Annotated in this window: 24 protein-coding genes and 1 pseudogene; 3 read left to right on the top strand and 22 right to left on the bottom strand. The window is 56.5% G+C overall.

Annotated elements, in window-relative coordinates; translation table 11 throughout:
• Positions 1-206 precede the first annotated feature (206 nt).
• The 7 genes and pseudogenes from NKH60_RS31110 to NKH60_RS31080 form a co-directional block, all read right to left on the bottom strand.
• Positions 207-378, bottom strand: a pseudogene (locus NKH60_RS31110) (bifunctional methylenetetrahydrofolate dehydrogenase/methenyltetrahydrofolate cyclohydrolase); the annotation flags it as partial.
• Between the two features lie 70 nt (positions 379-448).
• Entirely contained in the window at positions 449-1333 is an 885-nt protein-coding gene (gene purU, locus NKH60_RS31105; protein WP_352874609.1) for a formyltetrahydrofolate deformylase, read from the bottom strand.
• Positions 1334-1543: 210 nt separating this feature from the next.
• Complete coding sequence (locus NKH60_RS31100) at positions 1544-2779, bottom strand: NAD(P)/FAD-dependent oxidoreductase (RefSeq protein ID WP_352874607.1); 1236 nt, start codon at positions 2777-2779, stop codon at positions 1544-1546.
• Positions 2780-2869: 90 nt separating this feature from the next.
• The gene (locus NKH60_RS31095) at positions 2870-3190 is read right to left on the bottom strand and encodes a Rieske 2Fe-2S domain-containing protein (protein ID WP_352830107.1); all 321 of its coding nucleotides are present in this window, start codon (positions 3188-3190) and stop codon (positions 2870-2872) included.
• 114 nt (positions 3191-3304) lie between these two features.
• Positions 3305-4315 (bottom strand): sterol desaturase family protein, encoded by a 1011-nt coding sequence (locus tag NKH60_RS31090; protein WP_352874605.1) that lies wholly within the window; start codon positions 4313-4315, stop codon positions 3305-3307.
• A gap of 102 nt (positions 4316-4417) precedes the next feature.
• Positions 4418-5248 carry a 3-methyl-2-oxobutanoate hydroxymethyltransferase gene (locus NKH60_RS31085; RefSeq protein ID WP_352874603.1) on the bottom strand — a complete coding sequence of 277 codons (831 nt, stop codon included), beginning with the start codon at positions 5246-5248 and terminating at the stop codon, positions 4418-4420.
• A 209-nt stretch (positions 5249-5457) separates the two neighbouring features.
• On the bottom strand, positions 5458-6417 hold the full coding sequence (locus NKH60_RS31080; protein WP_352874601.1) for a ribokinase: 960 nt from the start codon (positions 6415-6417) through the stop codon (positions 5458-5460).
• 214 nt (positions 6418-6631) lie between these two features.
• Between NKH60_RS31080 and NKH60_RS31075 the strand changes: the two genes are divergently transcribed.
• Positions 6632-7528 carry an AraC family transcriptional regulator gene (locus NKH60_RS31075; protein ID WP_352874600.1) on the top strand — a complete coding sequence of 299 codons (897 nt, stop codon included), beginning with the start codon at positions 6632-6634 and terminating at the stop codon, positions 7526-7528.
• 513 nt (positions 7529-8041) lie between these two features.
• Here the strand turns inward: NKH60_RS31075 and NKH60_RS31070 are convergent.
• The 10 genes from NKH60_RS31070 to NKH60_RS31025 form a co-directional block, all read right to left on the bottom strand.
• Positions 8042-8641 (bottom strand): NAD(P)-dependent oxidoreductase, encoded by a 600-nt coding sequence (locus NKH60_RS31070; protein ID WP_352874598.1) that lies wholly within the window; start codon positions 8639-8641, stop codon positions 8042-8044.
• Entirely contained in the window at positions 8583-8864 is a 282-nt protein-coding gene (locus NKH60_RS31065; RefSeq protein WP_352874617.1) for a Rossmann-fold NAD(P)-binding domain-containing protein, read from the bottom strand. The genes NKH60_RS31070 and NKH60_RS31065 overlap by 59 nt, the downstream gene beginning before the upstream one ends.
• A gap of 365 nt (positions 8865-9229) precedes the next feature.
• On the bottom strand, positions 9230-10234 hold the full coding sequence (gene doeB, locus NKH60_RS31060; protein ID WP_352874596.1) for a N(2)-acetyl-L-2,4-diaminobutanoate deacetylase DoeB: 1005 nt from the start codon (positions 10232-10234) through the stop codon (positions 9230-9232).
• Positions 10235-10237: 3 nt separating this feature from the next.
• The gene (gene doeA, locus NKH60_RS31055; protein ID WP_352874594.1) at positions 10238-11416 is read right to left on the bottom strand and encodes an ectoine hydrolase DoeA; all 1179 of its coding nucleotides are present in this window, start codon (positions 11414-11416) and stop codon (positions 10238-10240) included.
• Between the two features lie 190 nt (positions 11417-11606).
• Complete coding sequence (gene eutA, locus NKH60_RS31050) at positions 11607-12383, bottom strand: ectoine utilization protein EutA (RefSeq protein WP_352874615.1); 777 nt, start codon at positions 12381-12383, stop codon at positions 11607-11609.
• Positions 12384-12388: 5 nt separating this feature from the next.
• Positions 12389-13048 (bottom strand): ectoine/hydroxyectoine ABC transporter permease subunit EhuD, encoded by a 660-nt coding sequence (gene ehuD, locus NKH60_RS31045; protein ID WP_352874592.1) that lies wholly within the window; start codon positions 13046-13048, stop codon positions 12389-12391.
• Positions 13048-13707, bottom strand: a complete 660-nt coding sequence (ehuC, locus tag NKH60_RS31040; RefSeq protein WP_352874590.1) for an ectoine/hydroxyectoine ABC transporter permease subunit EhuC — start codon at positions 13705-13707, stop codon at positions 13048-13050. The genes ehuD and ehuC overlap by 1 nt, the downstream gene beginning before the upstream one ends.
• 151 nt (positions 13708-13858) lie before the next feature.
• A complete protein-coding gene (gene ehuB, locus NKH60_RS31035; RefSeq protein ID WP_352874613.1) occupies positions 13859-14695 on the bottom strand; it encodes an ectoine/hydroxyectoine ABC transporter substrate-binding protein EhuB in 837 nt (278 codons plus the stop codon).
• 120 nt (positions 14696-14815) lie between these two features.
• Positions 14816-15544, bottom strand: coding sequence for an ectoine/hydroxyectoine ABC transporter ATP-binding protein EhuA (gene ehuA, locus NKH60_RS31030; protein ID WP_352874611.1), 729 nt, complete (start codon positions 15542-15544; stop codon positions 14816-14818).
• Between the two features lie 185 nt (positions 15545-15729).
• Complete coding sequence (locus NKH60_RS31025) at positions 15730-16680, bottom strand: peptidyl-alpha-hydroxyglycine alpha-amidating lyase family protein (protein ID WP_352874589.1); 951 nt, start codon at positions 16678-16680, stop codon at positions 15730-15732.
• A 274-nt stretch (positions 16681-16954) separates the two neighbouring features.
• Between NKH60_RS31025 and NKH60_RS31020 the strand changes: the two genes are divergently transcribed.
• Complete coding sequence (locus NKH60_RS31020; protein WP_352874587.1) at positions 16955-17971, top strand: 2-hydroxyacid dehydrogenase; 1017 nt, start codon at positions 16955-16957, stop codon at positions 17969-17971.
• Positions 17972-18130: 159 nt separating this feature from the next.
• On the top strand, positions 18131-19516 hold the full coding sequence (ehuR, locus tag NKH60_RS31015; protein ID WP_352874586.1) for a MocR-like ectoine utilization transcription factor EhuR: 1386 nt from the start codon (positions 18131-18133) through the stop codon (positions 19514-19516).
• A gap of 504 nt (positions 19517-20020) precedes the next feature.
• Here ehuR (NKH60_RS31015) and NKH60_RS31010 read toward each other — a convergent pair.
• The 5 genes from NKH60_RS31010 to NKH60_RS30990 all read right to left on the bottom strand — a co-directional run.
• Positions 20021-20413, bottom strand: a complete 393-nt coding sequence (locus NKH60_RS31010; protein WP_352874584.1) for an ectoine synthase — start codon at positions 20411-20413, stop codon at positions 20021-20023.
• Between the two features lie 10 nt (positions 20414-20423).
• A complete protein-coding gene (gene ectB / locus NKH60_RS31005; RefSeq protein WP_352874582.1) occupies positions 20424-21728 on the bottom strand; it encodes a diaminobutyrate--2-oxoglutarate transaminase in 1305 nt (434 codons plus the stop codon).
• Positions 21729-21783: 55 nt separating this feature from the next.
• Complete coding sequence (gene ectA, locus NKH60_RS31000) at positions 21784-22323, bottom strand: diaminobutyrate acetyltransferase (protein ID WP_352874580.1); 540 nt, start codon at positions 22321-22323, stop codon at positions 21784-21786.
• 801 nt (positions 22324-23124) lie between these two features.
• A complete protein-coding gene (gene ehuR, locus NKH60_RS30995; protein ID WP_352874578.1) occupies positions 23125-24513 on the bottom strand; it encodes a MocR-like ectoine utilization transcription factor EhuR in 1389 nt (462 codons plus the stop codon).
• A gap of 584 nt (positions 24514-25097) precedes the next feature.
• Positions 25098-26557, bottom strand: a 1460-nt coding sequence (locus NKH60_RS30990) for a hypothetical protein (protein WP_352874576.1), incomplete at its 5' end; no start/stop codon positions are given.

The following is a 26557-nucleotide window of genomic DNA, read 5'->3' as shown; positions in this document are numbered from 1 at the left end:
CAAGCTCCTCGGCTCCTTGCTTCAGTGTCAGTATGTCTCGCTCATCACCTCAAGCCGCGCCAGATGGGGTCAGCTTGGCGCTTACCTTTCGGTTCCACTGGCTCTGATAACAACGCTCGGGCAGGAATGCTTGTTCTGCAGGACACCGTGCGTTTCGCTGTGGGTCATCCCCCAGTGTTCGACCGGAAAGATTTATGCCTTGGATGGCGCGCAAACACCATCGCACCAGACGGGGGCAGGGCACGAGGCCGGTCCTCAGGTCTCCCGTCGCAAGCTTGCGGCATTGACCACATGCAGGCCGTCAACATCCTTTTCCGGGCGGATCGACTGGATCACTACATCGGAATTGAGATGGCCCGGTAGCGGCAGTTGCACACGGGTCGACGGATCACCGCGCCGATCGTCGAGCGTTCTGGGCAGCTTCGTCAGAGATTTGCCGGTAATGAAATCAGCCCATTCGCTCGGACTCATGTGAGCCAGGGCTTGCCGGGAAAACGATCGTCTTGTTGCCGTTCATGAAGACACGATGATGAATATGCGCATGGATTGCACGCGCCAGGACCTGGCTCTCCACGTCGCGTCCGATTGACACGTAGTCCGACGCAGATTGTCCGTGCGTGATACGCGCCACGTCCTGCTCTATGATTGGCCCCTCGTCGAGGTCTTCCGTGACGTAGTGCGCGGTCGCGCCGATAAGCTTTACGCCGCGTTCGTAAGCCTGCTTATAGGGGTTCGCGCCCTTGAAGCTGGGCAGAAAGGAGTGATGGATGTTGATGATCCGGCCGCTCATCTTTTTGCAAACGGCGTCCGACAGCACCTGCATGTAGCGAGCGAGCACGATCAGTTCCGCACCAGAGGACTCGACCACCTCCATCAGCCGCGCCTCGGCTTGCGGTTTGTTCTCTTTCGTGACGTTGATGTGATGAAACGCGAGGTCGTGGTTCACCACGAGCTTTTGGTAGTCGAAATGGTTCGAGACGACGCCCACTATGTCGATGGGAAGAGCTCCGATCCGCCAGCGATAGAGCAGGTCGTTTAGACAGTGGCCAAAACGGGAGACCATCAGCAAGACTTTCATCTTGTGGTCACTGTCACGAAAACCGTGCAACATATCGAACTTCCTCGCGATTGGATTAAAGCCCTGCTCGATCTCCACCTTGTCTGCACCTTCCTCGGAAGTGAAACTGAGACGCATGAAGAACATGGCCGCCTGCAAATCGTCGAACTGGGAGCTATCGGTGATGTTGCATCCCTTCTCTGCCAGGTAGCTTGTGACGGCCGCGACGATGCCTCTTGTCGATTTGCAAGATATGGTAAGAACGAAAGAATTCATTAGGGCCTTCCCTGGTCGGGCGGCGACATTTCTGTCGTCCGCGTTCTGATATGTGCGAGCCCCGCAGTGCGCTGAGGCTACGCTCGGAAGATTGCTCGGCCTCGCGTCCTGGCCGAGCGACCGGTGGATCGGTTACGCCAGCCATCCGGTCGGGGAGAAGAGAGGGGTCGACCGCGACGAGAAGATGCAGTCGATCCGCCCTCGCTCGAATTAGCTGACAAGAAGTGACTTGAGGTTCATCGCGGGGTCGGCCAGTGCTGCAGGCGAAAGCTTGAGGCGCCTCGCGATCAAGGTCTCGGAGAAGCGGATCTCCTTTGCGATGACGCCAAGTGAACCGAAGCCACACGCCGCAACAAGTTTGCTGTCGTGGTCCAGGTAGAATAGGACCGTGCCCTTTGGACCAAGATCTCGGTGCACGGCAGGCTGATCAGGGCAAATGCCCGCGATCTGAAGCGTCTCTTCATATTGATCCGACCAAAACCACGGAATGTCGTCGTGAATTTGGTGTGCTCCCAGCATGTTGGCAGCCGCAGTTATCGCCTGACGTCGGGCGTTCCGCCACGCCTCCAGTCGCAGCCGCCTTTCATAAAGGGGGTGTGGAAACGAGCAGCAGTCCCCGGCAGCAAAAATGTTGGGATCGCTGGTCGCTAGTGTCTCATCAACAACTATGCCGTTGTCGACGGACAGACCGGCTGCCTCTGCTAGCTTCACGTTGGGCACGGCGCCGATCCCAACGACGACCATGTCGGCGCAAAAGACTCTCGCGTCTTCAAGAATGATCAGTGTCTGCTCAGCGCGCTCTTCTATCCTGGTGATGGACGCAGATGTAACGATCTGAACGCCAGCTCTCTCGTGCCTACCCTGGATCAAGCAGGCCAAGACTTCAGGCACCGCCCTGGTCAACAGACGCGGTCCGGCCTCAAGCACGACACACGATGCCCCGCGAGAAACCGCACTCGCGGCGACCTCCAGTCCGATAAAGCCCCCGCCAATGACAACGATTTTAGAACGTGGGACAATGGCCCCCCTCAATCGAACTGCGTCGTCGTGCGTCCGAAGGGTGAAAACATTCTGCGCGCTGCCGTATCTCGGTGGGAGGGTACGGGGAGCGGCTCCAGTCGCAAGAAGCAGCCGTTCGTAAGGAACGTTCGCCCCATCGGAGATTTTCACCCTATGACGCGAGCGGTCGATCGATAAGGCCGATCGACCGAACAACGTCGTTACGCGGAGCTCCCTCAGACGATCCGATGTCAGTATGTGCCGTGGGCCTGGCGGCGGTTCTTCCACCAGAAACGCCTTGGAAAGGGGAGGCCGCTCATATGGCAAAGAATCTTCCGAGCCAATCAGGATCAACGGTCCGGCCCAGCCACCTTCGCGCAAAGCGGTGACCGCGGCTGCTCCGGCCTCGCCGGCGCCAACGACGACCATGGCTCGTTCGCTCTCCATTCGTAGTGCCTCCTGACAAGTTCGCGTGTGTTGCCGTGATAAAAAAAGCGAAATAACCTCTCGCTGTTCCGGTCACGATCAGCTTTTCGGTCACACCCTGATGTAAACGGAGTCAGCTTCAACCTTCACTTGATAGCTGTTGAGGTCGATACAGGCCGGCAGGGCGCGTGACTCTCCAGATCGATAATCGAACGTGCCGAAATGTTTCGGACACTCGATGATGTTACCGTCGACTATTCCATCGGCGAGATGGACCTTTTCGTGCGAGCAGTGGCCATCCATCGCGAAGAACTTGCCGTCGGGCGACCGCACGACAACAAACGTTCGGGAGCCGACATCGACCCTCAGGGCTTCCTCGGGTTGGAGTGCATCGACGGTGCACGCGACTACCCAGTTTTCTCCACTTGTCATAAGAGCTCCTTGAACATAGGTCGGTTCGAATACTCGCCGACATTGCTACAGGTCGGCCCCGCCACAGGGCCGAGATTTTGACGTTGCACCGCTGGAAATTGCGGTGTGTCTTGATCAGGCAGAGCCACCGCGGGTGTATTTCTTCGCCTTGATCCGTCTGGCCATCACCTCATCGGATTCCGGCGAGCCGTCGTGGAAGGTGCCGAACCATTCATCGAGCGGGATCCGCTTCTCTCCGTAGTTCACTTCGAAATATTTGTGGTGGAGATAGTGATAGTAGTTGTCGGTATCGATCATGTGGTCTCCATCCACGACCATTTTGTCGAATCCCACATGCGACTTGGCGGGAGAGAGTCCTGCATGCATGAGTTGGAACATCGAATGAAGCGGATGTGACGGTACGACGAAATGTATCACGACGCCCGTGAAGTACAGGAAGTGCTCGACGGGATGCATGGAAAGACCCGACCACGGCCCCGGGTTGACATTATTGTGGTGAAGTTTGTGAACCCAGTGGTACAAAGGGCCCATATGTATCAGCCGGTGAATTAGGTAGAAGTGCAGTTCGCGCCAGGCGGGCACGAGGATGAGCAGTGCTACGAAGTAGACAGGGTGCTCGGCGAAATCGACATACGGGAGATACCCGTTGGCATAGAGCCACCATGTGACGGCCTCGACCGCTGTCCAAATTGGAACCGCACTGCACATCGTCCAGAAGATGTTCTCCGCGTTCTGATTGCCGAACATGAAGGCCGGGTTATCGATGTCGGGCCACTTCGCATTATACTTGAACTTCGTCTGCTGGCGCCGCATGACATAGAGGATGAGGTGAAAGCCTCCATAGAGAGCAACCGTCAAAGCAGCGTTTCGGGCAAGGATCAACGATATCCATTGCGCATGAAACTCCCGCATGGTCTCGAGCGAAGGAGTAAGATAAAGCCACACGATCAATGAAGCTGCGAAATAGCCGGCATTCCAAGGCCAGAGGTAACCGGGGTATCCCAGAAACCAACGCAGGAACTTCAACGGCTGAGCTGGCCAAACGAAGATAGGCGAGCGTTGTAGCTTCTTATTCGGCGTCCAGTTCCCGCGCTTATCGCGCTTTCCGTAAAGGGTGTCGTCCATTTCCTTTTCTCCAGTAAATCGGCATTCTGAACCGGTCACTTGCGCCGGATTTGACCGTTAGGGGAGCAATCAGAGCTCTCGATGTTACGGGCCGGTGAGCTCTCAAACGCCTTTTGTGTCGAGCGCAGAGACGAAAGCTTCGAATTCCACGTCGCTGATCTTCGACACTTCCCGGTCACCGGGAAATGCCCTCATACCGACGTCATCACGAAACGCCCGCAGCGCGCGGACGCGCTCTTCCTGCACACGCTTCTTCAGTTGATGCAGATTGCCGTAGGCTTTGGCGTGTCGAGGCAGGCGCTCGGCCTCACCACATATGTCTTCCGTAAAAAGGAAGAGCGCGTCGGCATCGGGACCCGAACCAAGTGACACGGTCACAAGACCGGTACGTCGCCGTATCTCTGACATCACTTTGGCAGGAATTACTTCGCATTCGACTGCGAAGGCGCCAGCATCCTCAAGTCGCCGGAATCGCTGATACAGTTGGACGGCTTCGTCCTTGGTTTTTCCGACTGCGCGGAGCTTTCCCACCCAGGTGGATTTTCTGGGTACCAGTCCGAGGTGACCCATCACCGGGATGTCTTCCGCAGCCAGAGCGCACACCGTGGACAGCCCCCTGGCAGTTATCACGGCATCCGCCCCATCGGTGAGTGCCTTGAATGCGGAGCGCAGAATTTCGTCGGACGTCACTGCCTCGGCAAACCCAAGGGCAGCCGTTGTGAAGATCCTGCGCGATCCTCTTCTAACCGTTTCGACGTTCCGGGCGCGGGCGACAACCATCTCTATGCCCGCTTCTTCGGCTGCCGCGGCTTCCTCTTCCGTGTTAGCAGTGACCTGCGTGTAACGTTTGCCAAGCGGCCGGGCGGCTCGGAGATCCGCAACGGTGACCGTACGTTCGGCCTCTTTGGCACTCCAGTCGAATATACGTTGCATGCTGGTTTTTCCTTCCCGTGAACTCACGGAGCCGTCTGGGCGATCTTGACCTCGGCCGCACACAACACGAGTGCGACCGAGGAAGCCTTGGGAGGCATGGTAGCTAGTTCAAGCGGTGGGTATATTCGACCGCTTTGCATCGCTCATAACAGGAGCACCGCCCACCGCATCGATCGGATCTGGACCAGACACCGGGCTTCCCGGCCTAGCTACGCTGGCACCGCATGTTCAGCGCTCTGGGAGAAGTTCAGTGAACGGTACATCTCATCGACTGCATCTCGTCTTGCCATGCCTGGAATTACCCCAAGCTTGGTGCACACCAGAGCGCCACAGGCGATGCCGAGCTGTGCTGCCTCTACGACGCCACGCCCCTCGGCTAGTCCCACAGCAAAGCCGGAGTTGAACGCGTCGCCGGCGCCTGTAGTATCGACGACATCGATCTTGGCTGCGGGAATTTGCACATCGATCGAATCCGTGACGATTAGAGCTCCCTTTTCGCCAAGCGTGACGACCACACTTCGCGCACCGCGCGATCGAAGTATATCGACCAGTTCGCGAGAGGGGCGAGGATCGTCGGCTTTCAGCCCGAGAAGGATCCTCAGTTCGCTTTCATTAGGGGTGAGATAATCCACGTACTGGAATATCTCATCCGGGAGCGGCGTCGCGGGCGCGGGGTTCAGGATGGTAATCTTGCCGTGTTTACGGCCTAGTACCATCGCTCGCATTGCCGCGGATAAAGGCGCCTCTAGCACCGCCATCACAACGTCGCTGTCCTGGATGCAGCTCTCGGCATCATCCACGAAAGTGGCGTCCATGAGGCTTGTGGCACCGTGGTCAATGATGACGAAGTTTTCGCCTTTCTCGTTGAGAATGATGAAACCAACCCCGGTCGGGCTATCTGCCACTTGCCGCACATGAGCGCTTCGGACGCCTTCGACTTTGTAGAGGTCGGTAGCGATCTCGCCGAACTTGTCCTGCCCAATCATTGCGACCAGTGCGGAGTCGGCTCCCAGGCGTGCAGTAGCGACGGCCTGGTTAGAACCCTTGCCGCCTGGCCCCATGTCGAAGCTGCTGCCAAACAGGGTGACGCCGAAAACAGGGATTTCGGGAGTCCGAATGGTCAGGCCGACAGCGAAACTGCCCACGACCGTGATTTTAGGTTTAGCCATAGACCCCTCCCTCGGTAGCAAATAGGGCAGCCGCCTCGAAGCCGTTTCGAGTTATGGATCCATGGCGAATGAGGCGTCGGGGACAGCGGACACAAAGTTCGATCATTTTTCTCCTCCCACAGTGCCTACGATTACCTATGTATACAAAACGCGCATCCTCTGGGACGATCCGAAGGTACACCGTCGATCCACAAAGTCAGCATAAGCTGGTCAGATGGCGCTGGAAATGGACAAATGTCTCGCCGACATGTATGAAACGCGCATGACAAATATACCGCAGCGCACTCTGTTTCCGGAGAGTCACTACTACGTCCCAGAGGATGGCTGGACTCAACACGCTTACACCGTGGTACGAGCCGGCAAGGCCGTTACATCGGTCGATCATTTTATTCAGCGTGACGCTTATCCGGGTCAAGATGTGATGGTCTGTCTTTCAGGTCGCGGTTTTGTCTTGAGCGAGGGTAGGACATTGAATGTCGAACGAAATCAATTGGTCTGGATTGCGAATGAAATGCCCCATGCCCATTGGCCGGATAGGACCGAACCTTGGACGGTGCTGTTCATGAGGCTCGACGGACCGAGTTGTGCCGCAATTCGCAAGAAGGTCTTTGGTTCGGGACCTACGATCGTGACTCTAGCTTCTCTGGAGGAAATCGAAGCTTGGTTCGGGTCACTGTTTGAAGCACTGCGTGCTCGACGGGACGATATCGATCTCGCACTTAACCGCTTCGTTGGGGAGCTGGTTCACAGCATCACAATGCCACGGACAACTTTCGGTAAAACCAGGCTTCCTGCCGCCCTAGCCGAAATCGTCGGCAAGATGCGCAAGGAACCGCAACGATCCTGGCATGCGGAAGAATTATCCGCAGTGTCCGGTCTCAGTCCTGCTCAAACTCGACGGCTGTTCCAAAAGCATCTCCAGATAAGTCCCCGGCGGTGGCTTACCAAGGAGCGCATTATGATGGCGCAAAAGATGCTCCTTGAGACCGATCTGACCGTTAGCGACGTCGCCGATCAATGCGGTTTTTTTGACGCCTATCACTTTAGCCGCGAATTCAAGCGGAGCATTGGTACAAGTCCGCGCTATTGGCGACGAGGTGAGGGACGTTGAATTGCGCAAAACCCCCACAACTATGCAAGCTCGCGGTGAGGGCCGCCTCGGCACCGCATATGGCCGGTCACCAGATTGCATATGTCCCCAATGCGGTACAGCCTCCCGCCGCGTTCATAGCCGCTATCCTCGGGTGATTGGCGATTTGCATTTTTTGGGTGACTGATCGAATTGTACCTGATCGTCCGACGCTTCGTCTGCAGTGCCGCCCAGTGCGGTTGAAAGATTTTGAGCGAGCGGTTCGGTGATGGGGTGGCCCGGCCCATGACTCGCCGGACAGCCCGTCTGGACTGCTTGGTTCGTCAGCTCGCTCTTGCATTGGGTGGTCGCTCGGCGGCGGATTTGCAGGTCGTCCCGGGTTTCTGGTTAGCAATCCGCTTGGCCCTGGGAGACACGGTTCGTGAGGACGGAGATTTTGCGAATGGGCTTAGAGGCATTGCTATTCTGTTGGCAGAAAATCCGGAGCCGCCGCGGCAAATTTATCAAGAAATTGCCTAAGCGGCTTCCGATCTTCTAATATCCCAGGTCGAGACTAACCTCATTTTTAACTACCTGACCTCCAAAAAATTCTACTAGATTCTGGGTGCCGTAGGCGAGATTGCGTTCAAGGACGTCGTCGGCATTGGAGGCTTGATCACCTGAGCACAGGACATTCGGTAATTTATGTACCCCCAGCCGAGACATAGTGCCGTTGTAACACGTAGCCGGCATCGCGTTCTCATACCACCACCAAACATCGGCTGCGAAACCGCGCAAACGACCGGAGATGAGCGCATCATGCAGAGGCTTTTCAGCAACCAATGTGCCACGTGCGACGTTAATAAAAAATGCCGAAGGTTTCATTGCATCGATTTCGGACTTGCCGAAGAACTGCTCGGTGTCTCGGGTGAGCGGCATTGCCAGTAGGACGTAGTCACTCTTAGCTAGCACGGAATGTAGGTCATCCGTACCGTACATGGAATCGACATGTTCGACGCCTGCGTCTTTGTCGCGACGAACACCCAAGACCTGCATGTCAAAGGCTTTCGCACGTTTGGCGACGCGACTTCCGACATTACCGACGCCCAGAAGTCCTAGCGTACGACCGTGCAACAGTGGCAGCCCGGGTTCCATCCTCCCACCATGGAAAAACCTGCTGTCCATTCGAAGCCATGTTGTGTTTTAGCACGGTCAACTTAGCCAATGAAAGCATTAACATCATAGTTTGTTCAGCAACCGTGATCGCATTCGATCCACGAATATTTGCCACTTTTATTCCTCTCTTCTTTAGCAAATCGAGGTGGAGTTCATTTATTCCTGAGTTCATAAAACTGATGAACTTCAGCTTTCCTGCAATTTCTATTGTGCCCCTCGGCAGGGTGTAGCCAATGATAGCGTCTGCGTCTACGGCAAGATCCCTGAAATCATTGAATGTACATTCAAATCATGAAAAGTAGTCGCCACATGGCGCTACTACGTTGGTACCGGCCGGCAATGCATCCTTCAGGTACTTCAGCTCCTCGTCAGTGGCATGCCACGAGCAGGCAACTTTCATAGTGCAATCCTCTCTTATTCGGAGACGCCACGTGGTGTCACGTCACTTGGCAGGCTGATGAGTTTGTTCACGAACCTTTCTCATTGGGATGAGGCGAAAGGAGCGAGCACGTTCGCTGTCAAGCTGTCGGAGGAGATTGGTACAGTCGAAGGGCAGCGCTTTAGCAACTAGGAACGGACAGCCAAGACCGAGATGCAGTCACCGGCGTTCACAAGACCAGGGAAATGACGTGCGGCGATCACGCCGGCCATCTTCGCACTCACCACCAACGGTTCGGCGCCGGTGCGACCTAGTGGATAAATGCGAGCGACCGCATCGCCTTTTGCGACGCAGTCGCCAAGGTCATGGAGCGGTTCAAAAACCCCGCCATCCTCGGCGAAGGAGAAACAATCGCCGTCAGGCATATCGAGCCAGATGGTTGGGAGGGCCTGGACTTCACCTTTCAGGATCCCCGCTGCTTTCAACACATTGGCAACCCCGGTCTTGGCAATTCGGACACTTTTCGCAGTCGTGGTACCCCCGCCTCCGAGTTCGGTGGTGACGAAGACCTTCCCCATTTCCTCGGCGGCGGTGTCGTACATGCCGACCGCGTCTATCTCCAGCATCGCCATGGAATATGGTGCGCCGAAGGCCTGAACAAACTCAAAGCTCTTGCGCTCCTGTTCCTTGTCCGGCAGCCGGTGTGCCGCGCAATAGGGAAGGAAATCGAGAGTCTTGCCACCTGAGTGGAAGTCCAGCACGATATCTGCTAACGGCAGCAGGTATCGCTGGAAATAGTCGGCAATCTTCTGGGTGACGGTCCCATCCGGCGCGCCGGGGAAGGACCGGTTCATATTCCCCCTATCGATCGGCGAAGTTCGGGTGCCGCTGACAAACGCGGGATAATTCATGGCCGGCACGATGATGACAGTCCCGGTTACGTCTTCAGCCTTCAGAGAACGCGCCAAGTCGAAAAGCGCAATAGGTCCCTCATATTCGTCTCCATGGTTGCCGCCGGTGAGTAGAGCCGTCGGCCCCTCGCCGTTTCGTACGACCGTAACCGGGATCATCACGGACCCCCAGGCAGAGTCGTCGCGGCTGAAAGGCAGGCGCATAAAGCCGTGCTGGGTGCCTTTAGACGAAAAATCAACCGTGGGCGCTATCGGCGACTGGCGGAGAGGACGGTCCAGCATGATTCATTCCTTCACGAGAAGTTTGCGTGGCACGTTGGCTAGACACTCGATCCCGGTCTCGGTGATCAAAATGCTTTCAGTGATCTCGAAACCCATGTCCTCCAGCCAAAGACCTGTCATGAAGTGGAAAGTCATACCCGGCCGCAATTCCGTGCGGTCGCCGGGACGTAAGCTCATAGTGCGCTCACCCCAATCCGGCGGATAGCTGACACCGATGGCATAACCCGTACGGCTCTCTTTGACGATGCCATGACGGGCCAACACAGCGAAGTACGCCTTGGCGATATCTTCACAGGTGTTACCCGGTTTGGCGACGGCCAGGCCAGCCTCCAAGCCTTCGAGAGTTGCGCTTTCCGCGTCGAGAAAGGCTTGGGTAGGCTTTCCTAGGAAGACGGTTCGCGACAGAGGCACATGATATCGATTATGGCATCCCGCAATTTCAAAAAAGGTGCCTTCTCCCGCACGCATGGGTCGGTCATCCCAGGTCAGGTGCGGGGCACTGGCCTCCGCCCCGGAGGGCAACATTGGAACGATAGCTGGATAGTCACCGCCCGCGCCTTCTACCCCACGAGTAGCAGCGTCATAGATTTCGGCGACGAGATCGCATTTGCGGATGCCGACCTCGATTTTGGTGGCGATACGCTGGTGCATAGCCTCCACAATGCGCGCGGCGCTGCGCATATATTTTATCTCGGTTGGGCTTTTGACCGCCCGCTGCCAATTCACTAGTGCCGTACAATCGACGAAGCGAACGTTCGGAAGATTCTTGACGAGGGCCGCAAATGCCGCTGCCGAGAACCAGTAATTGTCCATCTCAACACCAATGCGCAGCGAACCAAAACCCTTGCTGTCAAGAATATTCGCCAAGTAATCCATGGGATGTCGTTCAGTCGACTGGACGTAGTGATCGGCATAGGGAATTATGTTTTCGTGCTGCAGATAGGCGGTGTACTTCGCCCCATTTGCGTCCATGCCCCGGCCGTACCAGATCGGCTCGCCCGTAGGGGGGACGATCACCGCTTGATGAACATAAAACGACCACCCGTCATAGCCGGTAAGCCAGTTCATGTTGGAGGGGTCGCTAACAATAAGCAGGTCGACTCCCTTAGCCTCCATTGCCATCCGGGTCTTCGCAAGACGATCGGCAAATTCTCCTCGCGAGAATTTCAGGTTTGGCTGCATCGTTCGGTCTCCTCATTTTGATGCTCCGGGCGGGGTCGAGTGCTTTCGGACCATCGCGGTGGCCTATAAGCCTGCGCTGGTCCGATTCATGGCGGATTGTTGAGCGAGGGCGAGCCGGACTTGTTGTCGATCCCCATCCCACTTAGGCCCACGGGATCGTGTGCCGCAAATGTGGGGCGCTGACATTCGATCACTCAGTCAGCCGCTTCGTCATCAGCCGGCCGAATTCGGGGCGCGCTGTGCCGTCCCCGCAAAGCCGCAGACAGTTCCAGGCGCTGGCCTGATTGCTGGTGACGACCGGGCGGCCAATCGCTTCTTCTATGCCAGGAACGGCGAGAGCCGCGCGTAGCGCCGTGCAGGAGACGAACAGCGCGTCGGCCTGCGCATGCGTAACCTTGCGCGCCAATTCCACGAGGGAAGACGGCTTGATGCGTGCCATCTCGCGATCGTCCTCGAAGCCGAGGCAGGTGAAGCTCTCGATATCGAAGCCATGCGCCGCAAAATAGGCAGCCATCGGCCGGCTGGTCTCGATGGTGTAAGGCGTGAGAATGCTGATGCGCTTCACGCCCAAGGCGTTCAGGCCGCGCACGCCTGCCATCGGCGGCGTGACCACGGGAACGCCGGGCTTCGCCGCCTGAATGGCGGCCTCAATCTCGGCATCGCCGATCACCACCGAGGCAGAGGTGCAAGAGTAACAGACGGCGTCGAGCGGCTCGTCTGGCAGGATGAGCGCCGCGCCGGCTGAAAGTGACGGCTGCATCTTGCGCAGATTTTCCGGTGTCGTCGGATTGGCATATGGAATGCGTGCCACATAGACGCCGATCCGCTCGCTCGCCACCATGCGGCGGAAATCGACCTCACTGGTGTGGTCGGTGGCTAAAGCGATAAGACCGACGCGCTTTGCCAGTGGGCGCCCATCGAATGTCGGGCGCCCTGTTTCGAGGCGGATCTCAGGCAATGGTTTCATGACTTTCATCTTTCGATCCTGCCGTAACGATGCTCCAGCCAGCGCAAGAGCACGACGGAACAGAGGCTGATGATTAGGAAAAAAGCGCCGACCAGCGTCATCGGCTCCAGATAGCGGTAAGAGCTGTTGGCCACGATTTTGGCCTGGTTCATCAGTTCCAGCACGGTGATAGCCGAAAGCAGCGGCGTCTCCTTGAACATGGCGATGAAGTAGTTGGCCAAAGCCGGGATCATCGGCGGGATGGCCTGCGGAATGATGATGTGCGTCCAGGTTTGCCGGGCAGAGAGATTGCAAGCCTTGGCAGCCTCCCACTGGCCACGCGGCACATTGTCGATGCCGGCGCGATAGACTTCCGCCGTGTAGGTGCCGTAGTGCAGCCCGAGCCCGATGACACCGGCGACGAGCGGCGGCAGCAGGATGCCGATATCGGGCAGCACGTAAAAGATGAAGTAGAGTTGCACCAAGAGCGGCGTGCCACGGATGAACTCGGCAAACCAGCCGACGGCGCGCGAAACGAGCCGGTGCGGCGAGCGCCGCGCCAGAGCGATGGCCAGACCGACGATCGCCGCCAGGATCGAGCCGAGCACCGTCGCCAGGATCGTGATCTTCACGCCCTCGATAAGGTTCGGCATGATCTCCCGGACGAAATTCCAATCCCATTCCATCAGACACGCACCCCGTCGAGGCCGCGCGCCAAGCGCCGTTCCAGCGTCCGCACGCCCCAGGAGATGATCAGCGCCAGGATAAAATACATGACGAGAATGGTGGTGAACGGCATCAGCGTGCTGCCGGTCTGCGAGCGCACGACTTGCGCCTGGAATGTCAGGTCGGAGAGCGAGATCAGCGACACGACCGAGGTCGCCTTGAGCAATTCGATCGCGTTGTTCCCGAAGGTCGGCAGCATGATCAGCAACGCTTGCGGCAGGATGACATGGCGCATGCCTTGCCAGCGGCCGAGATTGAGCGCCGTGCAGGCCTCGTATTGCTCGCGGCCGATCGCCAGGATGGCGCCGCGCACCACTTCAGCGCCATAGGCGCCGATATTCAAGCCCAGCGCAAGCACGCCAGCCTGGAGTGGCATCAAAGTCACTCCCAGCAGAGGTAGAACGAAGTAAGCGAAGAACAGCTGTACGAAGCCCGACGTGCCGCGGAAGAACTCAATATAGGCCGTCGCTAACCACCGTATTGCCCCGAAGCGTGACAGCCGCCCCAGCCCGGCGACGAAGGCCATCACCAGCGCCAGCGCTGCGCCCATCACGGTGAGTTGCACCGTGACCACCGCGCCCTGCAGGATCAAGTTAAGATATCCGGACCAGTCTGTCATGGGATCGCGTGTTTACCAATTAGCAGCTGAGGACGGGACACCCGCATGACCTCAAAGGGAGGTCATGCGGCGGGGCACGGGTGGGGCAATAAGGCAGCTTGGAAACCCATCCGTTCGCCAACCCTTCCCGTTGCGGGAGGTCAGAGCGAGCCTATTGCGCCGAGGCGCAAAGCTTCTCGCGCGTCGTCGACATCGCCGCCTTGGCGGAGAAGCCGTACGGCTCGATGATCTTGGCGAATTCGCCGGACTTCTTCAGTTTGGCGAGTTCGACGTCGAAGGCATCGCGCAGCGCCTCGTCACCCTTCTTGAAGGCCGCGCCGTCGCAGGAGACCGGCAACCCCTGCACCGGGGCGATCACTTCGAGGTTTGGGTCGTTAGCCTTCTTGACAAGGTCGGTGATGGATAGAATAGGGAGTGTATAGACGTCAATGCGACCGTCTTGCACCATCTTCAGCCCGCTCTGACCGTCAGGCACGACGATGAAGCGGTCACTCGGCACGCCGGCCTTGGAAGCGTACTTTGCCTGAAGTCCGCCACCCGGACCACCGATGGTGGCGGAGGAATCCTTGGCAATATCCTCGTACGTCATCAAATGTTTTGGATTCCCTTTTTTCACCAGAAAGGCGTCAGCGTCGCAAAGCACGGGTTCGGAATAGGCGACCGACGCGCAGCGCTCCGGTTTCATCATCAGGCCGGCAGTGACCACGTCGAAGCGCCCGGCCTGCAGGCCGGGAATCATGGCGCCGTATTCAGAGATGGACGCGACGATGTCGCCAACGCCAAGACGCTTGAAGACCTCGCGGGCCACGTCGGGCGCAGCGCCCGAGACCTTGCCGTCGGCGGCCACCGCCGTGTAGGGCGGCTCATTGGCGATGGCGACGCGGGCAAAGCCTTGCGCCTTGAGTTCCTCGAGCTTGGCGTCATCTGCCGAACGCGCACCGGAGGCGAGCAGCATCGTGCTCACTGCGAGGCTGGCGACGCCAGCCATAATGCCAAGTTTGTTCATCGTTCCCAACTCCTTGTTTCTCTTATGGTTGCTCGAATTGGGCGCGCAGGCCCGAGGACGGTTCGTCGCCTCGGAACTGGCTGCGTCGCCCGTGCATAGCGGTTAGACCCGATGTCCGGCCGCGATGATCTTCTTCAGGAAGCTCTGCGTTCTTTCCTGCTTCGGATGGCGGAAAATCTCATCGGGCTTGCCTTCCTCGAAGATCCTGCCGCGGTCGAAGAACAGCACGCGATCGGCGAAGTCGTGGGCAAAGCCCATTTCATGGGTAACGAGCAGCATCGTCATGTCTGTCTCGGTGGCGAGCTTGCGCATGACGTTGAGCACCTCCTCGACCAGTTCCGGATCGAGAGCCGAGGTAATCTCGTCGAACAGCATGATCTTCGGAGACAGTGCAAGTGCCCGAGCGATCGCCACGCGCTGCTTCTGGCCGCCGGAAAGCTGCGCCGGCATCGCCTTGGCCTTGTCGGCCATGCCGACCATGTCCAGCAGTTCCATCGCCCGTTTCTTGGCGGCGGCGCGCGTGACGCCCTTGGTCAGCATCGGCGCCAGCGTCACATTGTCCATGACGCATTTGTGCGGAAACAGATTAAACAACTGGAAGACCATGCCGATCTTCTGGCGCATCTTGGCCAGATGCCGCTCGTCGGCCGCCAGCAGCCGGCCGTTGCGCTCCGTGTGATAGAGCTGCTCGCCATCGACCTCGATGTGGCCGTCGTCGATCTTCTCCAGCGTCATCAGGATGCGCAGGATCGTCGTCTTGCCCGAACCGGAGGGACCGATCAGCGCCAGCTTCTCGCCCGGCATGACCTGCATCGACAGCCCCTCCAGCACCTTGAAAGCGCCGAAGCTCTTCGAAATGCCGTCGATCTTGACGATAGGCGCGGGCTTGCCGCGGGCCTCATCACGAGATTGCGAAAAAGGTATCAGGCTCGTACTCCACGAAATCAAGGGTTTGCGCGTGAGCGGAAGGTTGCTCTAGATCTCTTGTTAAGGCGCCATCCGCTCGCACCGTGCGCTCAGTTTAGTTTTCGGAACTTTGACATACGCCAGCCGTACACTTCGCAGACATAAATATCGCCATTTTGAGCGACGCATAGATCGTGTGGTCCGATCAGAGTCTCCTTGTCGTCACTCGCCGTATTATCCCAGCTAGTAAGCAGCTTACCATCGAGATTATAGAGTGAAATGGAACCACTACCTCGTCCGTTCTTCTTGTCCTCAAACGGCTGTAGCTGCGCGAAGTAAACGATGTCATCCTTGATACAAATGCCGCTCGGATTTCCGAGTTCCCATTCTTCTAGATACTTTCCATCCACATCAAATAGCTGAACTCTGTCGTTCTCATCATCGCAGATAAGGACTCTGTCCCTGCTGTCGATCCAAACATTGTGAACCAGCTCAAATTGGCCTGGTCCTCGTCCTTGACGCCCCCAAGACAGCAGCAGTTCACCTTTCGAATTGAAGCGGTGAACCTTATGGCCACCATAACCATCCGCGACGAAAATATCTCCGTTCGGTGCAATCGCGAGATTTGTGGGCAGGTTGAAGGGTTGCGCGTGTACGAGGCGCCCCTCGCAAGTAGGCGATGGGGAGTTCTTGTTCCCTAAAGTACGCAACATCTGACCGTGCGGTGAGAACTCCATCGCAACGTGAGCACCACAATCGACTATCCAGACATTATCGTCTCCCCCGATAAAGATTCCATGAGGTATAGCAGAGAACATTCCATCGCCCCACGAGCCAATGAAGTCGCCTTCCGGGGTCCAGATAGTTACTGGATGGTTTCCTCGAGAGAGAACGAAGATCTCTCCAGAGGAGTTGATGGCAACATCGCTTGGCTGTCCCATCTCAAAATATTTGGGAACGTTTGGCCAACGCTCGACCCGTTCATAGCGGTACTGACCTGACCCTAATACTTTCAATTTCTTTTCTCCAAGGCGGGACCCTTGTCCCCGGTCAAGATCCATTGATATGCACCGATGAGGGGCAATGCCAACTATTCTTGCGTTTTAAATAGCTGTCAATCTCGAAATTGACACAGTTCAATCCTTGGTATGAGGCTCCGTGCATGTCTCTGGCGGTCACGAGTGATGAAACGTAGCATGCAGCTGCGTATCGTGCCGCTTGCGACGCAATGCGCCAAAGGGAATTTGATATGATGCAAGTTAGCTATTGATGCATGTCAAGAGCGGTGTTAACAGCAGGCGGCTTTCTGTTTTCGCAACCGGTCAGAGGATCAAAATGAAGGTTTTATTGGGATGGCATGCTACGGACGAGGAGTTGGCAACGGTCACGCAGTCGCTTCCTGGCGCAACTGTCGTTGGGCCACGTCCTGAGCCATATCTTTCTCGATTCGATCTAACTCTAGAGTCGATCGCAGATACCCTTGGAGACGTGGACGCTTTCGTAGGTTATGTTTTACCCGAAGGGTCGTTAGACATCGCCAAAAAGCTAAAGTTGATATGCTGGATGCATGCCGGCTGTGATGAACTTGACCTGGCTCGCCTAAAGACACTGGGTGTCCAAGTTACCAATTTACGTGGGGCCAACAGTATTGCTGTTGCCGAACATGCGATGGCGATCATTCTCGGGTTGGCCAAACGCATGATTGCCAAGCACCAAGCCTGCGTCAACGCTCTCCCAGTGCCAGTTTACGACGCCGATTCCCGCTCAGCGATGTTGCATCGCAGAACCCTTGGGATAATAGGCCTTGGGCAGATTGGAAGTGCGATCGCCCAGCGCGCCAAGGCTTTTGACATGAGAGTTTTGGGCGTTCGGCTCCATCCTGAACTCGGTGCAGGTGTGGCGGATGCGGTTTTCGGCGTCGACCAGATGGCGCAGGTGCTGGGAAACAGCGATTACGTTGTGTTGGCGACACCTATCACTCGCAAAACGAACTCGTTTTTCGGGGCAACTGAAATTGATGCGATGAAGTCAGGGGCATTCCTCATAAACATTGCTCGTGGCAATCTTATTCAGGAACGACCGCTCTATGACGCTTTGAAGAGCGGAAAGATTGCGGGCTACGGTTCTGACGTGTGGTGGACATATAACAACGCATTTCCAGCAAGTTACCATTTTCCGGTGCCTTCACGAACCGGAATCCAGAGGATGCCGAATGTCATAGGCACGGGTGATCAAGGTGCTAATGCCGATGACGTTCTCGATCGCAACATAGCGCGATCGGTGGAAAGCTTGCTTGAGTTCCAAAACGACAAGCCTCTTACTTGGAAAATCGATCTCGACCTAGGATATTGAAAAGACTTGTTTTTCGAAGGGTGTTGATGGCAAAAACGGCTGGTCAAAATCAAGAGACCAGCCGATCCGCTTCGGGAATTGTCACGGCGAACACACATCGGGTGCCGGAATTCATCGAATTGGTTAGGGCTCTGCCGTACCGTGAGAGGATCGTGCAATATGGATGTGTGGCTACCTGAGCCAGGTTCACTTGAACGTCCAATCTATCTTTCTTTAGCTGAGAAAGTCGTAGAGGCTCTTCAAGCTGGAAGACTGGCGGAGGGAGCGCGCTTGCCAACGCACCGCGAGTTATCGTTCCGCTTGAAGATTTCAGCTCAGACTGTTAGCCGGGCATATGAAGAATTGGCTAGACGGGGTTTGGTCACCAGTTCTGTTGGTCGTGGGAGTTTCGTCAAGCAGTCATTAGACAAGCCAGCTTATCCTCATTCCCCTGAACGCTCCGAAACATCAATTGACCTCTCGATTTTGAAGCCGGTAAGTGATTCAACCCATCTTGAGCATATGCGTAGGGTACTCCGGGATCTTGCGGTGGATCTTCCCCTTACGAATGTCTTCTCATTCCGGCCAAATAATGCATTGGCCCGCCATCGCAGCATTGGTGTAGACTGGTTGCGCTCGTATGGCATCGAAGTCGACGAACGCAACTTGGTGGTCACCAATGGTGCAACGCCCGGCATGACACTTGCGTTGATGTCTGTACTAAGCCCGGGATCGACTCTGCTATCCGAGGAAATTGGCCACCACACGCTAAGTCCGCTTGCTGCGTACCTCGGCTCGAAGGTCCATGCGGTGAAAATAGACTCGGAGGGGATTTGTCCAGATTCGTTGGAGCAGGCTTGTTTGGAGCACAACGCGCGCGCGCTGTTTATTATGCCTGGTCCCATCAGTCCGACTGTGAGTGTCATGAGCAATGGGCGGCGGGCAGAAATCGCTGAAATTGCACGGCGCCATGGGCTATTTATTGTTGAAAATGATCCTCTCGGTGCGCTGGTCGATCGCGGCTTGCTGTCCTTTGTTGAACTCGCTCCCGAACGGACGTTTTATATTACCTCTTTGACAAAGTCCCTGATGCCGGGTTTGCGAACCGGTTATGTGGTCGTTCCAAGTAGCCTGATCCCTGCGGTCACAAATCGATCTCTGGTAACGACTTGGATGGCTACGCCACTGATAGCGGAGATTGCCAGCCGATGGATTGAAGATGGCACTGCGAAAGGCCTTATCGACTGGCAGCGGAAAGCGTTGGCGGAGCGGCACAAACTTGCAGCTGAAATTTTGGGTGGCGTTCCGTATCTTTCGCACCCACAAAGTCTTCACATCTGGCTTCCGATACCAAAAGGTCACACTGAAGATGGTTTCGTCGCCAATGCGCGTCTCCGGGGAGTGGGTGTCGCACGCGGCAGCGCATTTACGTTATCCCAACACGCGCAGCCTCCTGCAATTCGCATCTCTGTTGGATCAACACGCCCAGATGAATTGAGGCGTGGCCTTGAGGTAATTTGCGCTATGCTAACAGAGGAGCCTGAACCGATTCTCCACAGGCTGTAATCTATGAGCGAAGCAAGCTGTCGCAGCCGTCATGTCCACGAAGGTAGCTGCCAGGCTGAGACGGTGTGGGCGTTAGGCTGGCGGAGGCAAGAAGAGGTTTCACCTGAAAGTCCTTTCGGCGAGGTGGGTTGGTCAGTTGACGACCCGTAGCACTAGCGCCCATCCACAGCCGGCTATTCGCCGCAAGACCTCCTGCATGCGGGCTGACGTCTGACGTCCCTACGTTCTTCTCCTTCTGACGTCGCTCGCAGCGCCGCCATGCCGTGCGAAGGTCCGCCGAAACGCCAGGGTGGTAGATCGGTCGATCGTATCCGCGCATCGTTATACTTTCCTGGTCTGCGGAGGTGCTCGCGCCCCGGAGGACCGGCTACGGCGCATAATGGAGAAGATTCAAACGGCACATTTGGGGAGTATTGTTCCGATATCGACAGACGAGCGCGTCGAAGAGGCGGAGGAGCCTGATACTCTCGATGTCGACGCTCACTATCCTTCTCTGAGGCGACGTCAGATTGCCTCGGAGTCGAGAGGATACGCGCCGGTCTCATCATGCACCTCGCTGCCGGCCAAAGGAGGGACGAAGACGCAGGCTAACACCAATTCGGTCTCTGCACACAGCAGGTGAGCATCATGCTTATCGAGCGCGTAGATGATGCCCGGTCGAACGACATGGACCTCATCCGCCTGTGGATTCTCGATAGAACCGGTCCCAGAGATGCAGTAGACCGCCTCGAGGTGGTTCCGATAGTGCATCTTGAGCCGGGCGCCCTGATGGATCGTCGTGACGTGGAAGGAAAAGCCCATCCCATCGTCCTTGAGGAGCAACCGCACGCTTTCCCAGCTCGTCGTCTGGACCCGCCTGGCTGTCTTTTTCTCCTCATTGAAATCTCTGACAATCATGATTTACCTCCTACGCGGTCTTCACTGTGGTGCCAATCACGCTATCGATAGCGTCCTCAAGGATGTCGAGGCCATGGCTAAGCTGATCCTCCCCAATGACAAGAGGTGGCAGGCATTTCACGACCTCGTCGTGGGGACCAGCGGTCTCGACAATGAGGCCCCTCTGGAAGGCGGTGCTGACGACCTGACCGGCAACCTCGCCGGACTTCAGGTCGATGCCCCGCATCATGCCACGACCCTTGGCTGACACGCGGCTTGGGTCGTATTTCCGCGCGATCTGCTCAAGGCGGCTTTTCAGCAGATTGCCCGTCTCCCTGACGGACGCCGCAAAGCAGTCTGTCCGCCAGAAGTGCTCGAGGGCTGCGCGCGCGGTGACGAAAGCATGGCAGTTGCCGCGGAACGTTCCGTTGTGCTCTCCTGGCTCCCACTTGTCGAGTTTTCGATCAATAAGGACGATGGCCATAGGCAGGCCATAGCCCGATATCGATTTCGCCATCGTGACGATGTCCGGGCGGAGACCGGCTGCTTCGAAGCTGAAGAACGCATCGGTCCGGCCAACGCCCGCCTGAATGTCATCGACGATCAGCAGAGCTCCGTGTCTGCGCGCAATGGCCGCCACCTTGCGCAGCCACTCCGCCCCGGCGACATTCAGGCCGCCTTCGCCCTGAACTGTCTCGACAATCACCGCCGCCGGCGCGTCTACGCCGCTGGAGAGGTCCGAGAGCAGGCGATCAAGGTAATCGGCGGTGTCTACAGAGGATCCAAGATAGCCGTCATAGGGTAGTCGCGTGACGCCGCCGAGCAGCTGGCCGGCGGCTGCGCGGTGGTATCTGTTGCCGGTGCAGGAGAGAGCGCCAAGACTCACGCCATGAAAGCCGTTGGTGAAGGCTATGATGTTGGGCCGACCAGTGATCTTGCGTGCTAACTTGAGAGCTGCCTCTACGGCGTTGGCGCCGGTCGGACCGGGAAACTGTACGACGTAATCTAATTGTCGCGGCCTTAGGATCGTCTCATGGAACTCCCGCAGAAAGGACTCCTTGGCTTCGTTATAGAGATCAAGACCATGCGTGATGCCGTCGCCCGCAATGTAGTCTGCGAGCGCGGACTTCAGCTCGGGGGGATTGTGCCCATAGTTTAGACTTGAGCAGCCCATGAGAAAATCGAGATAGGCTGTCCCATCGCGCGCAAACAGCTGAGCCCCGCGTGCCTTGGCGAAAAGGACGGGAAAGCTTCGGGCGTAGCTGCGTACTTCAGACTCGAGATGGTTGAAGATCGCGAATTCCTCCTCGCGATCTGGCGCACTTTGGACAATCATCGTTACTTCCATATTTGAATATTGACTTGGCAGACCCACTGGAATGGTTGCGGAGCTAAGGGGAGCGTTCGATAGGGCCGATTGCTATCGTGTACTCGCTATCGTGCCGTCCCTTAAAATGGGCTTGGCGATCGAACCGGAGAGCTTGCCGGATTGGTGCGGCGAGGTCCCGAGCCACGGCGGCGAAAAACAATCCGGAGGTCGGGTTGCTGAGCGTCACCGTGGCCTTGATGTGCGTCACATCCTGGCAAGATGGTCTCTTCAGGGCTGACATGATCAGGCCCTTGCCCAGCCCTGTGTTGCGTATCTCAGGATGCACAGCAATCTGCCACACGAACAGCGTGGATAGTTCGCTCGGCCGCCGATAAGCCGACAACCAGCCAACCACCGCCCCGGCACGCTCAGCGAGAACGCAGGTGTCGGCGAAATCACTGCAAAGCAGCAGCTCGCAATACAGCGAGTTGCGGTCTAGTTGCGGGCACTTCGCTATGAGTTCCCATACATCGGCTGCATGAATCTCCGTCGGTCTTCGGAATGTCACTCCGGACAACTGGAGGGTGCGAGGCAACGAGAAGCTCTGGCTGTCACTGACCATTCGAACCCTCCCAGCGAACACCAGTGCCGCCTCGCGTCGCGTTTCACGAAGAGGACTTCAAAAGCCATGCCAATTGCGCTGAGGAAGCCGTGGAATTATTTTCTGAATTTTGTTCAATGACTTGCCCCGGAGTGCAGCAGGCACCCCAGGGAGAAACAGTGTGTCGCGGATCCGACAGACACGACAGAACGTGTCGGATGCCCGGCGTTTTCTCAGGAATGGCGACGGGGTTTAACAACGGGATTGATCGCGGATCATCTTGCGATTGACGTTGACGACGGAGTAGACCCGCCGCTCCGACAACCGCTCTTTGTCGACTAAATGGGTGAACGCGTCGTCGCCTATCCGAACTCACCGCGGTTCGTCTGACGGGCGAGATTCGCGACTGGAAACGGGTTCGAACGGAGACCGTCAGGCGGCCGCAATCGGTTGGGTAAAACCCTGCGGCATGATGAATCAGGGAGCTGAAAAAGCGGGAAAACTGCCCGCGAATATGCTCTGATTTTGGCCATGTCGGCACCCGAACTCGCGCTCCCGGACAGGTTGACGCGCTCAAGGCGATTGTTATTGCCATGGCCGAAAATTGGTCGCCAGCCATCCCGTTCTCGAAGGACGCCTGCGATACCGGATCAATCCTGCTCATCGACAGGGTCCGGCGAGGAAGGCCACTCGGGCCATTTTCTTTCACCGCCCTGGTATCTGAGCATCCTTCTCTTACGGTCGTTCAGCTTAGCGCCTCGATTTTCCAACGACGCCTTCTCCGGTGGCCCACGATTGCCTTGCGAGATAGATTTGTCTGGATCAGTACGGGATGATCATTGGATCGGGATGTTCTTGCAGGAGGGCCGCAATTCGTTCAAGCCCCTCTTTGAAGTCCTGGTCATTTCTATTGGTGTCGCCGAGTGCCAAGCGTACTGCATGGGGTTCGACCGCTCGTCCGATGATGAATGGATCGGGGGGGCTGACAAGGAGCCCCAGAGATCGCGCATGATCCACAAAATGGCTGGACCGCCAGTGTTCAGGCAGAGTCAGCCAAGCATGCATCGCGTATGGCTGCGCTTCATAGCTAAATGCGCCGAGTATGTTGTTCAGGATCTCATATCTTGTCTTGAGTTTCTGTCGTTGCCATTCGATCAGCCGATCAATTGCCCCGTCCTGCAGCCAGCGAGCAGCAACGTCAGCGGTCCAGATGTTTGCACTCCATCCGGTGGCGCGAACGCGTGAAATTAGACGAGGTATTGCCGGAATCGGGCCTGCAAGAAATCCTGTCCGTAAAGAAGGCATCACGCACTTTGTAAAGCTCGTCGCGTAGTATGTGCGTTCGGGAGCGAAGCACCACATGGGCTTCGGTCGCTTGGGTATTAATGGACCGAAGACATCGTCCTCGATGATCGCTACATCATGCCGCCGCGCAATTTCGGCAACCCGCTCGCGACGCGCCTCATCCATGAGGGAGACGGTGGGAGCACTGTAGCAGGGCGTAATGCATAAAACCTTGATGTTTTCCTGCGCACAGGCCTCTTCAAAGGATTCGGGAATAATACCCTTCTGATCGATAGCTAGGCCGCGGAGCCTGATCTTCAGGATTGAGGCGTTAATAGTAATAGACGTGTCCACAAGCGCCTCGGTGGCGACCACATCCCCAGGCTCGGTTATGCTCGCCATTGCTGTCCAGATCCCGTGAGCCACGCCGTTCGTTACGATCACGCTGTCGGCACTCGCCTGCACCCCATTCCGCTCAAGCCAGCCGACGCCAGCTTCGCGATGCTGCACTATGCCCTGGGTTGGCCGATACTCGAGCATGCGCTGGATGGCGCCGTCTTTGCCCGAGGCGACCATCGCCTCCCGGAGTACCTCAATATGGATTTCGGAGAGCACCGGTATAACGTTTGAGAAGTCTCGTACGTTCGGCTCTTCGCTATCGGTGAAATACCGCGCACGCTGTTCCGACCTGAAATACTGAACAAACGTTCCCCGACCAACTTCGCCCGAGAGTAGTCCCTTGCGTTCCGCCTCCGCGTAAGCGCGAGCTACGGTCTGTACGCTGACGCCGAGCCTTTGTGCGAGCTCGCGGTGCGTCGGCAAACGATCACCCGGCTGTAGGGATCTCGAAGCAATGGCTCGCTCAATCGCGTCGATGATTGCCTTGTATCGCGGGCCGACTGAATTAGACAGGTCTGGAATCCACATTGAGATAATCCAAAATTGCTATTGAAACAGACATAGGCCTTGAAGCGGTCGAGACCCCGCCAGGTAACATACGACTGGGGCACGAGATTCCAGCCTCGATGCCGCTACGGAAGTTTATCAGCTTGCGATAGATCCAGCGTCGATCCCCGGGGCCCCCTCTCTAATGGGCACCGCCGGCCAAGCCCCAGTTTCCTCTCCTTGCGGCGAAACTGACCGCGATTATCCTTGTCTCAAGCTAGAGGTGCAGTCCAATGGTCTGGGACTTACCGGAAAAAGCGTCCGGGAAAACGAACGCGACAGGGTTCTGTGTGGGTCGGCTCAGTGCAGCATTTCGAGTCGAAATTCTCCCCCGTCCGAAATCTCTTCGTCGCATCCGGACCAACCGTTCCGCATGCAAAAATCCAATACACCGACGCCAAGCCATGGGCGCGTGGGAAGCGTGAGTGCACGGCCTGCGTGAAAAGCGCGGTATCGGCCTCACGCGGCCACGTTTCATACAACGGGACAACGCCGCGGCGGTCCCTATCCACTCTTCACAGAATCTGAGCAGTCCGCCAGTTCAATCCTCGCCGCCGTGGCACTCGCTATCCTCCGAATCCCTGGAGCAAGTGATTCGCCGTTTCGCGGTCGGCATGAATCTTCCTCCTTATTGCGACGCCCTTGGCCTCCGCGTCGAATTCAGGTGCCCTCGAAATCAATGGACGAAAGATCACATGATAGTAATGAGGCATATCTAACCGTTGCAAATCAACGGGTAGTATTGTCGCGACACTTCCTTGTGACAGTAACTCGTAAATCTCTCCCTTCCGGTTGATTTCTTTCAACTCGAGAGCGCTCGAAACATTCCTACACACGCGTCTTGCGGTATTCAGAAATTGAATATCTGCGATTTGCAACCATTCGTAGTGCTCTCCCAAGAGCATTTTCACACGGGTACCGCTTACATATGGCAGCAAAACTGAGAAATATCCGTCATGCAGGTGTTGTGCTCGCAACAAGAAGACTTTTGACTCATGCATGCCCCCTATCGACACTTTCAGAGGTGAAAACCGCACATTCATATCGTCTGGACCTAAATCAAGTTGAAACCTTCTTTGCACCAGACCGCTGAATGTGAAGTCGAGCCCCAAGCCGCGCGTTTCATATGCACCCAGCCGATAGGGCGAGGGCAAGCGCCTCAAATTCTTCCAAGTACTTTCTAGATGATAAATCGTCTTGTTGCGATCTGGTCCCATAAACTTGTCGTGTTGGAAGTCCTTGAAATATTCCAACTCCGCTTCAACAGGCATGTAGGCATTGCGGAATAGAGCTGCGTGGGCGGCCCGCTGCAGAATAGAATAGTCGTGCGTCATACCAGACTTGGTAAAAAACGCTCTCGCATCATCGATTAGCCGCAAGCACTCAGCTTGGATCTTGCCAACCTTCTCATACTGCCTCTCAGTAAGCGTTATGTCAGCAATAACTGGTTTGCCGTCCATTTCATAGTCAATTACAGCCCCTTCCCGAAGAGTACAGCATTGCTCGAAGACCGTCGTGTTGTCCCAGGTTGAGGTAATAAGTGCTTTACTGTTCGACGCCCGGTAAGGTTCGTCGGAGCAGAAAACGTACCGACCAAGTATTTCGATGTTCAATTCGTCTTTGAACGTTCGAGCTAAATATTCTTGCGTTCTCCCGTTATAACCTATGTCGGCCAATACAATGGTATCGCCATCCTCCAGGCCCAGTTCCCTCGATATATAGCGCATCAAACGGACGCGCAAAGTAAACGAGTTCTTGATGATCAGCTCCAAAACATCTTCGTCGTGCAACAACCGATGGAACGCCATTTTCGGATCGTCGTATTGTTGAGCGACTCGTATTAACAATTCTGTCAGTTCAGGTGGAAGCAGAAGCTGTTTTGCGATCGCATGAAGAGTGTCGCATTCGGGCTCGATACCGCTGATGTAATAATCGATATCGGCGCGGGTTTTGAATGAGGCAGCAATAGCATGGAATTTGCGGAGTCGTACCAGCTTGCCGACGGGCTTGCGGGCATAGGCTTCAC

The sequence above is a fragment of the Mesorhizobium sp. M1006 genome (genome assembly GCF_040318825.1).
Taxonomy (GTDB): domain Bacteria; phylum Pseudomonadota; class Alphaproteobacteria; order Rhizobiales; family Rhizobiaceae; genus Mesorhizobium.
This window is presented reverse-complemented; position numbering and strand designations above follow the sequence as displayed.

Coding starts and splice junctions, on each gene's coding strand:
- purU (WP_352874609.1), bottom strand. CDS start 1,333: ATGAATTCTTTCGTTCTTACCATATCTTGCAAATCGACAAGAGGCATC.
- NKH60_RS31100 (WP_352874607.1), bottom strand. CDS start 2,779: ATGGAGAGCGAACGAGCCATGGTCGTCGTTGGCGCCGGCGAGGCCGGA.
- NKH60_RS31095 (WP_352830107.1), bottom strand. CDS start 3,190: ATGACAAGTGGAGAAAACTGGGTAGTCGCGTGCACCGTCGATGCACTC.
- NKH60_RS31090 (WP_352874605.1), bottom strand. CDS start 4,315: ATGGACGACACCCTTTACGGAAAGCGCGATAAGCGCGGGAACTGGACG.
- NKH60_RS31085 (WP_352874603.1), bottom strand. CDS start 5,248: ATGCAACGTATATTCGACTGGAGTGCCAAAGAGGCCGAACGTACGGTC.
- NKH60_RS31080 (WP_352874601.1), bottom strand. CDS start 6,417: ATGGCTAAACCTAAAATCACGGTCGTGGGCAGTTTCGCTGTCGGCCTG.
- NKH60_RS31075 (WP_352874600.1), top strand. CDS start 6,632: ATGGCGCTGGAAATGGACAAATGTCTCGCCGACATGTATGAAACGCGC.
- NKH60_RS31070 (WP_352874598.1), bottom strand. CDS start 8,641: ATGGAACCCGGGCTGCCACTGTTGCACGGTCGTACGCTAGGACTTCTG.
- doeB (WP_352874596.1), bottom strand. CDS start 10,234: ATGCTGGACCGTCCTCTCCGCCAGTCGCCGATAGCGCCCACGGTTGAT.
- doeA (WP_352874594.1), bottom strand. CDS start 11,416: ATGCAGCCAAACCTGAAATTCTCGCGAGGAGAATTTGCCGATCGTCTT.
- eutA (WP_352874615.1), bottom strand. CDS start 12,383: ATGAAACCATTGCCTGAGATCCGCCTCGAAACAGGGCGCCCGACATTC.
- ehuD (WP_352874592.1), bottom strand. CDS start 13,048: ATGGAATGGGATTGGAATTTCGTCCGGGAGATCATGCCGAACCTTATC.
- ehuC (WP_352874590.1), bottom strand. CDS start 13,707: ATGACAGACTGGTCCGGATATCTTAACTTGATCCTGCAGGGCGCGGTG.
- ehuB (WP_352874613.1), bottom strand. CDS start 14,695: ATGGCTGGCGTCGCCAGCCTCGCAGTGAGCACGATGCTGCTCGCCTCC.
- NKH60_RS31025 (WP_352874589.1), bottom strand. CDS start 16,680: ATGGATCTTGACCGGGGACAAGGGTCCCGCCTTGGAGAAAAGAAATTG.
- NKH60_RS31020 (WP_352874587.1), top strand. CDS start 16,955: ATGAAGGTTTTATTGGGATGGCATGCTACGGACGAGGAGTTGGCAACG.
- ehuR (WP_352874586.1), top strand. CDS start 18,131: ATGGATGTGTGGCTACCTGAGCCAGGTTCACTTGAACGTCCAATCTAT.
- NKH60_RS31010 (WP_352874584.1), bottom strand. CDS start 20,413: ATGATTGTCAGAGATTTCAATGAGGAGAAAAAGACAGCCAGGCGGGTC.
- ectB (WP_352874582.1), bottom strand. CDS start 21,728: ATGATTGTCCAAAGTGCGCCAGATCGCGAGGAGGAATTCGCGATCTTC.
- ectA (WP_352874580.1), bottom strand. CDS start 22,323: ATGGTCAGTGACAGCCAGAGCTTCTCGTTGCCTCGCACCCTCCAGTTG.
- ehuR (WP_352874578.1), bottom strand. CDS start 24,513: ATGTGGATTCCAGACCTGTCTAATTCAGTCGGCCCGCGATACAAGGCA.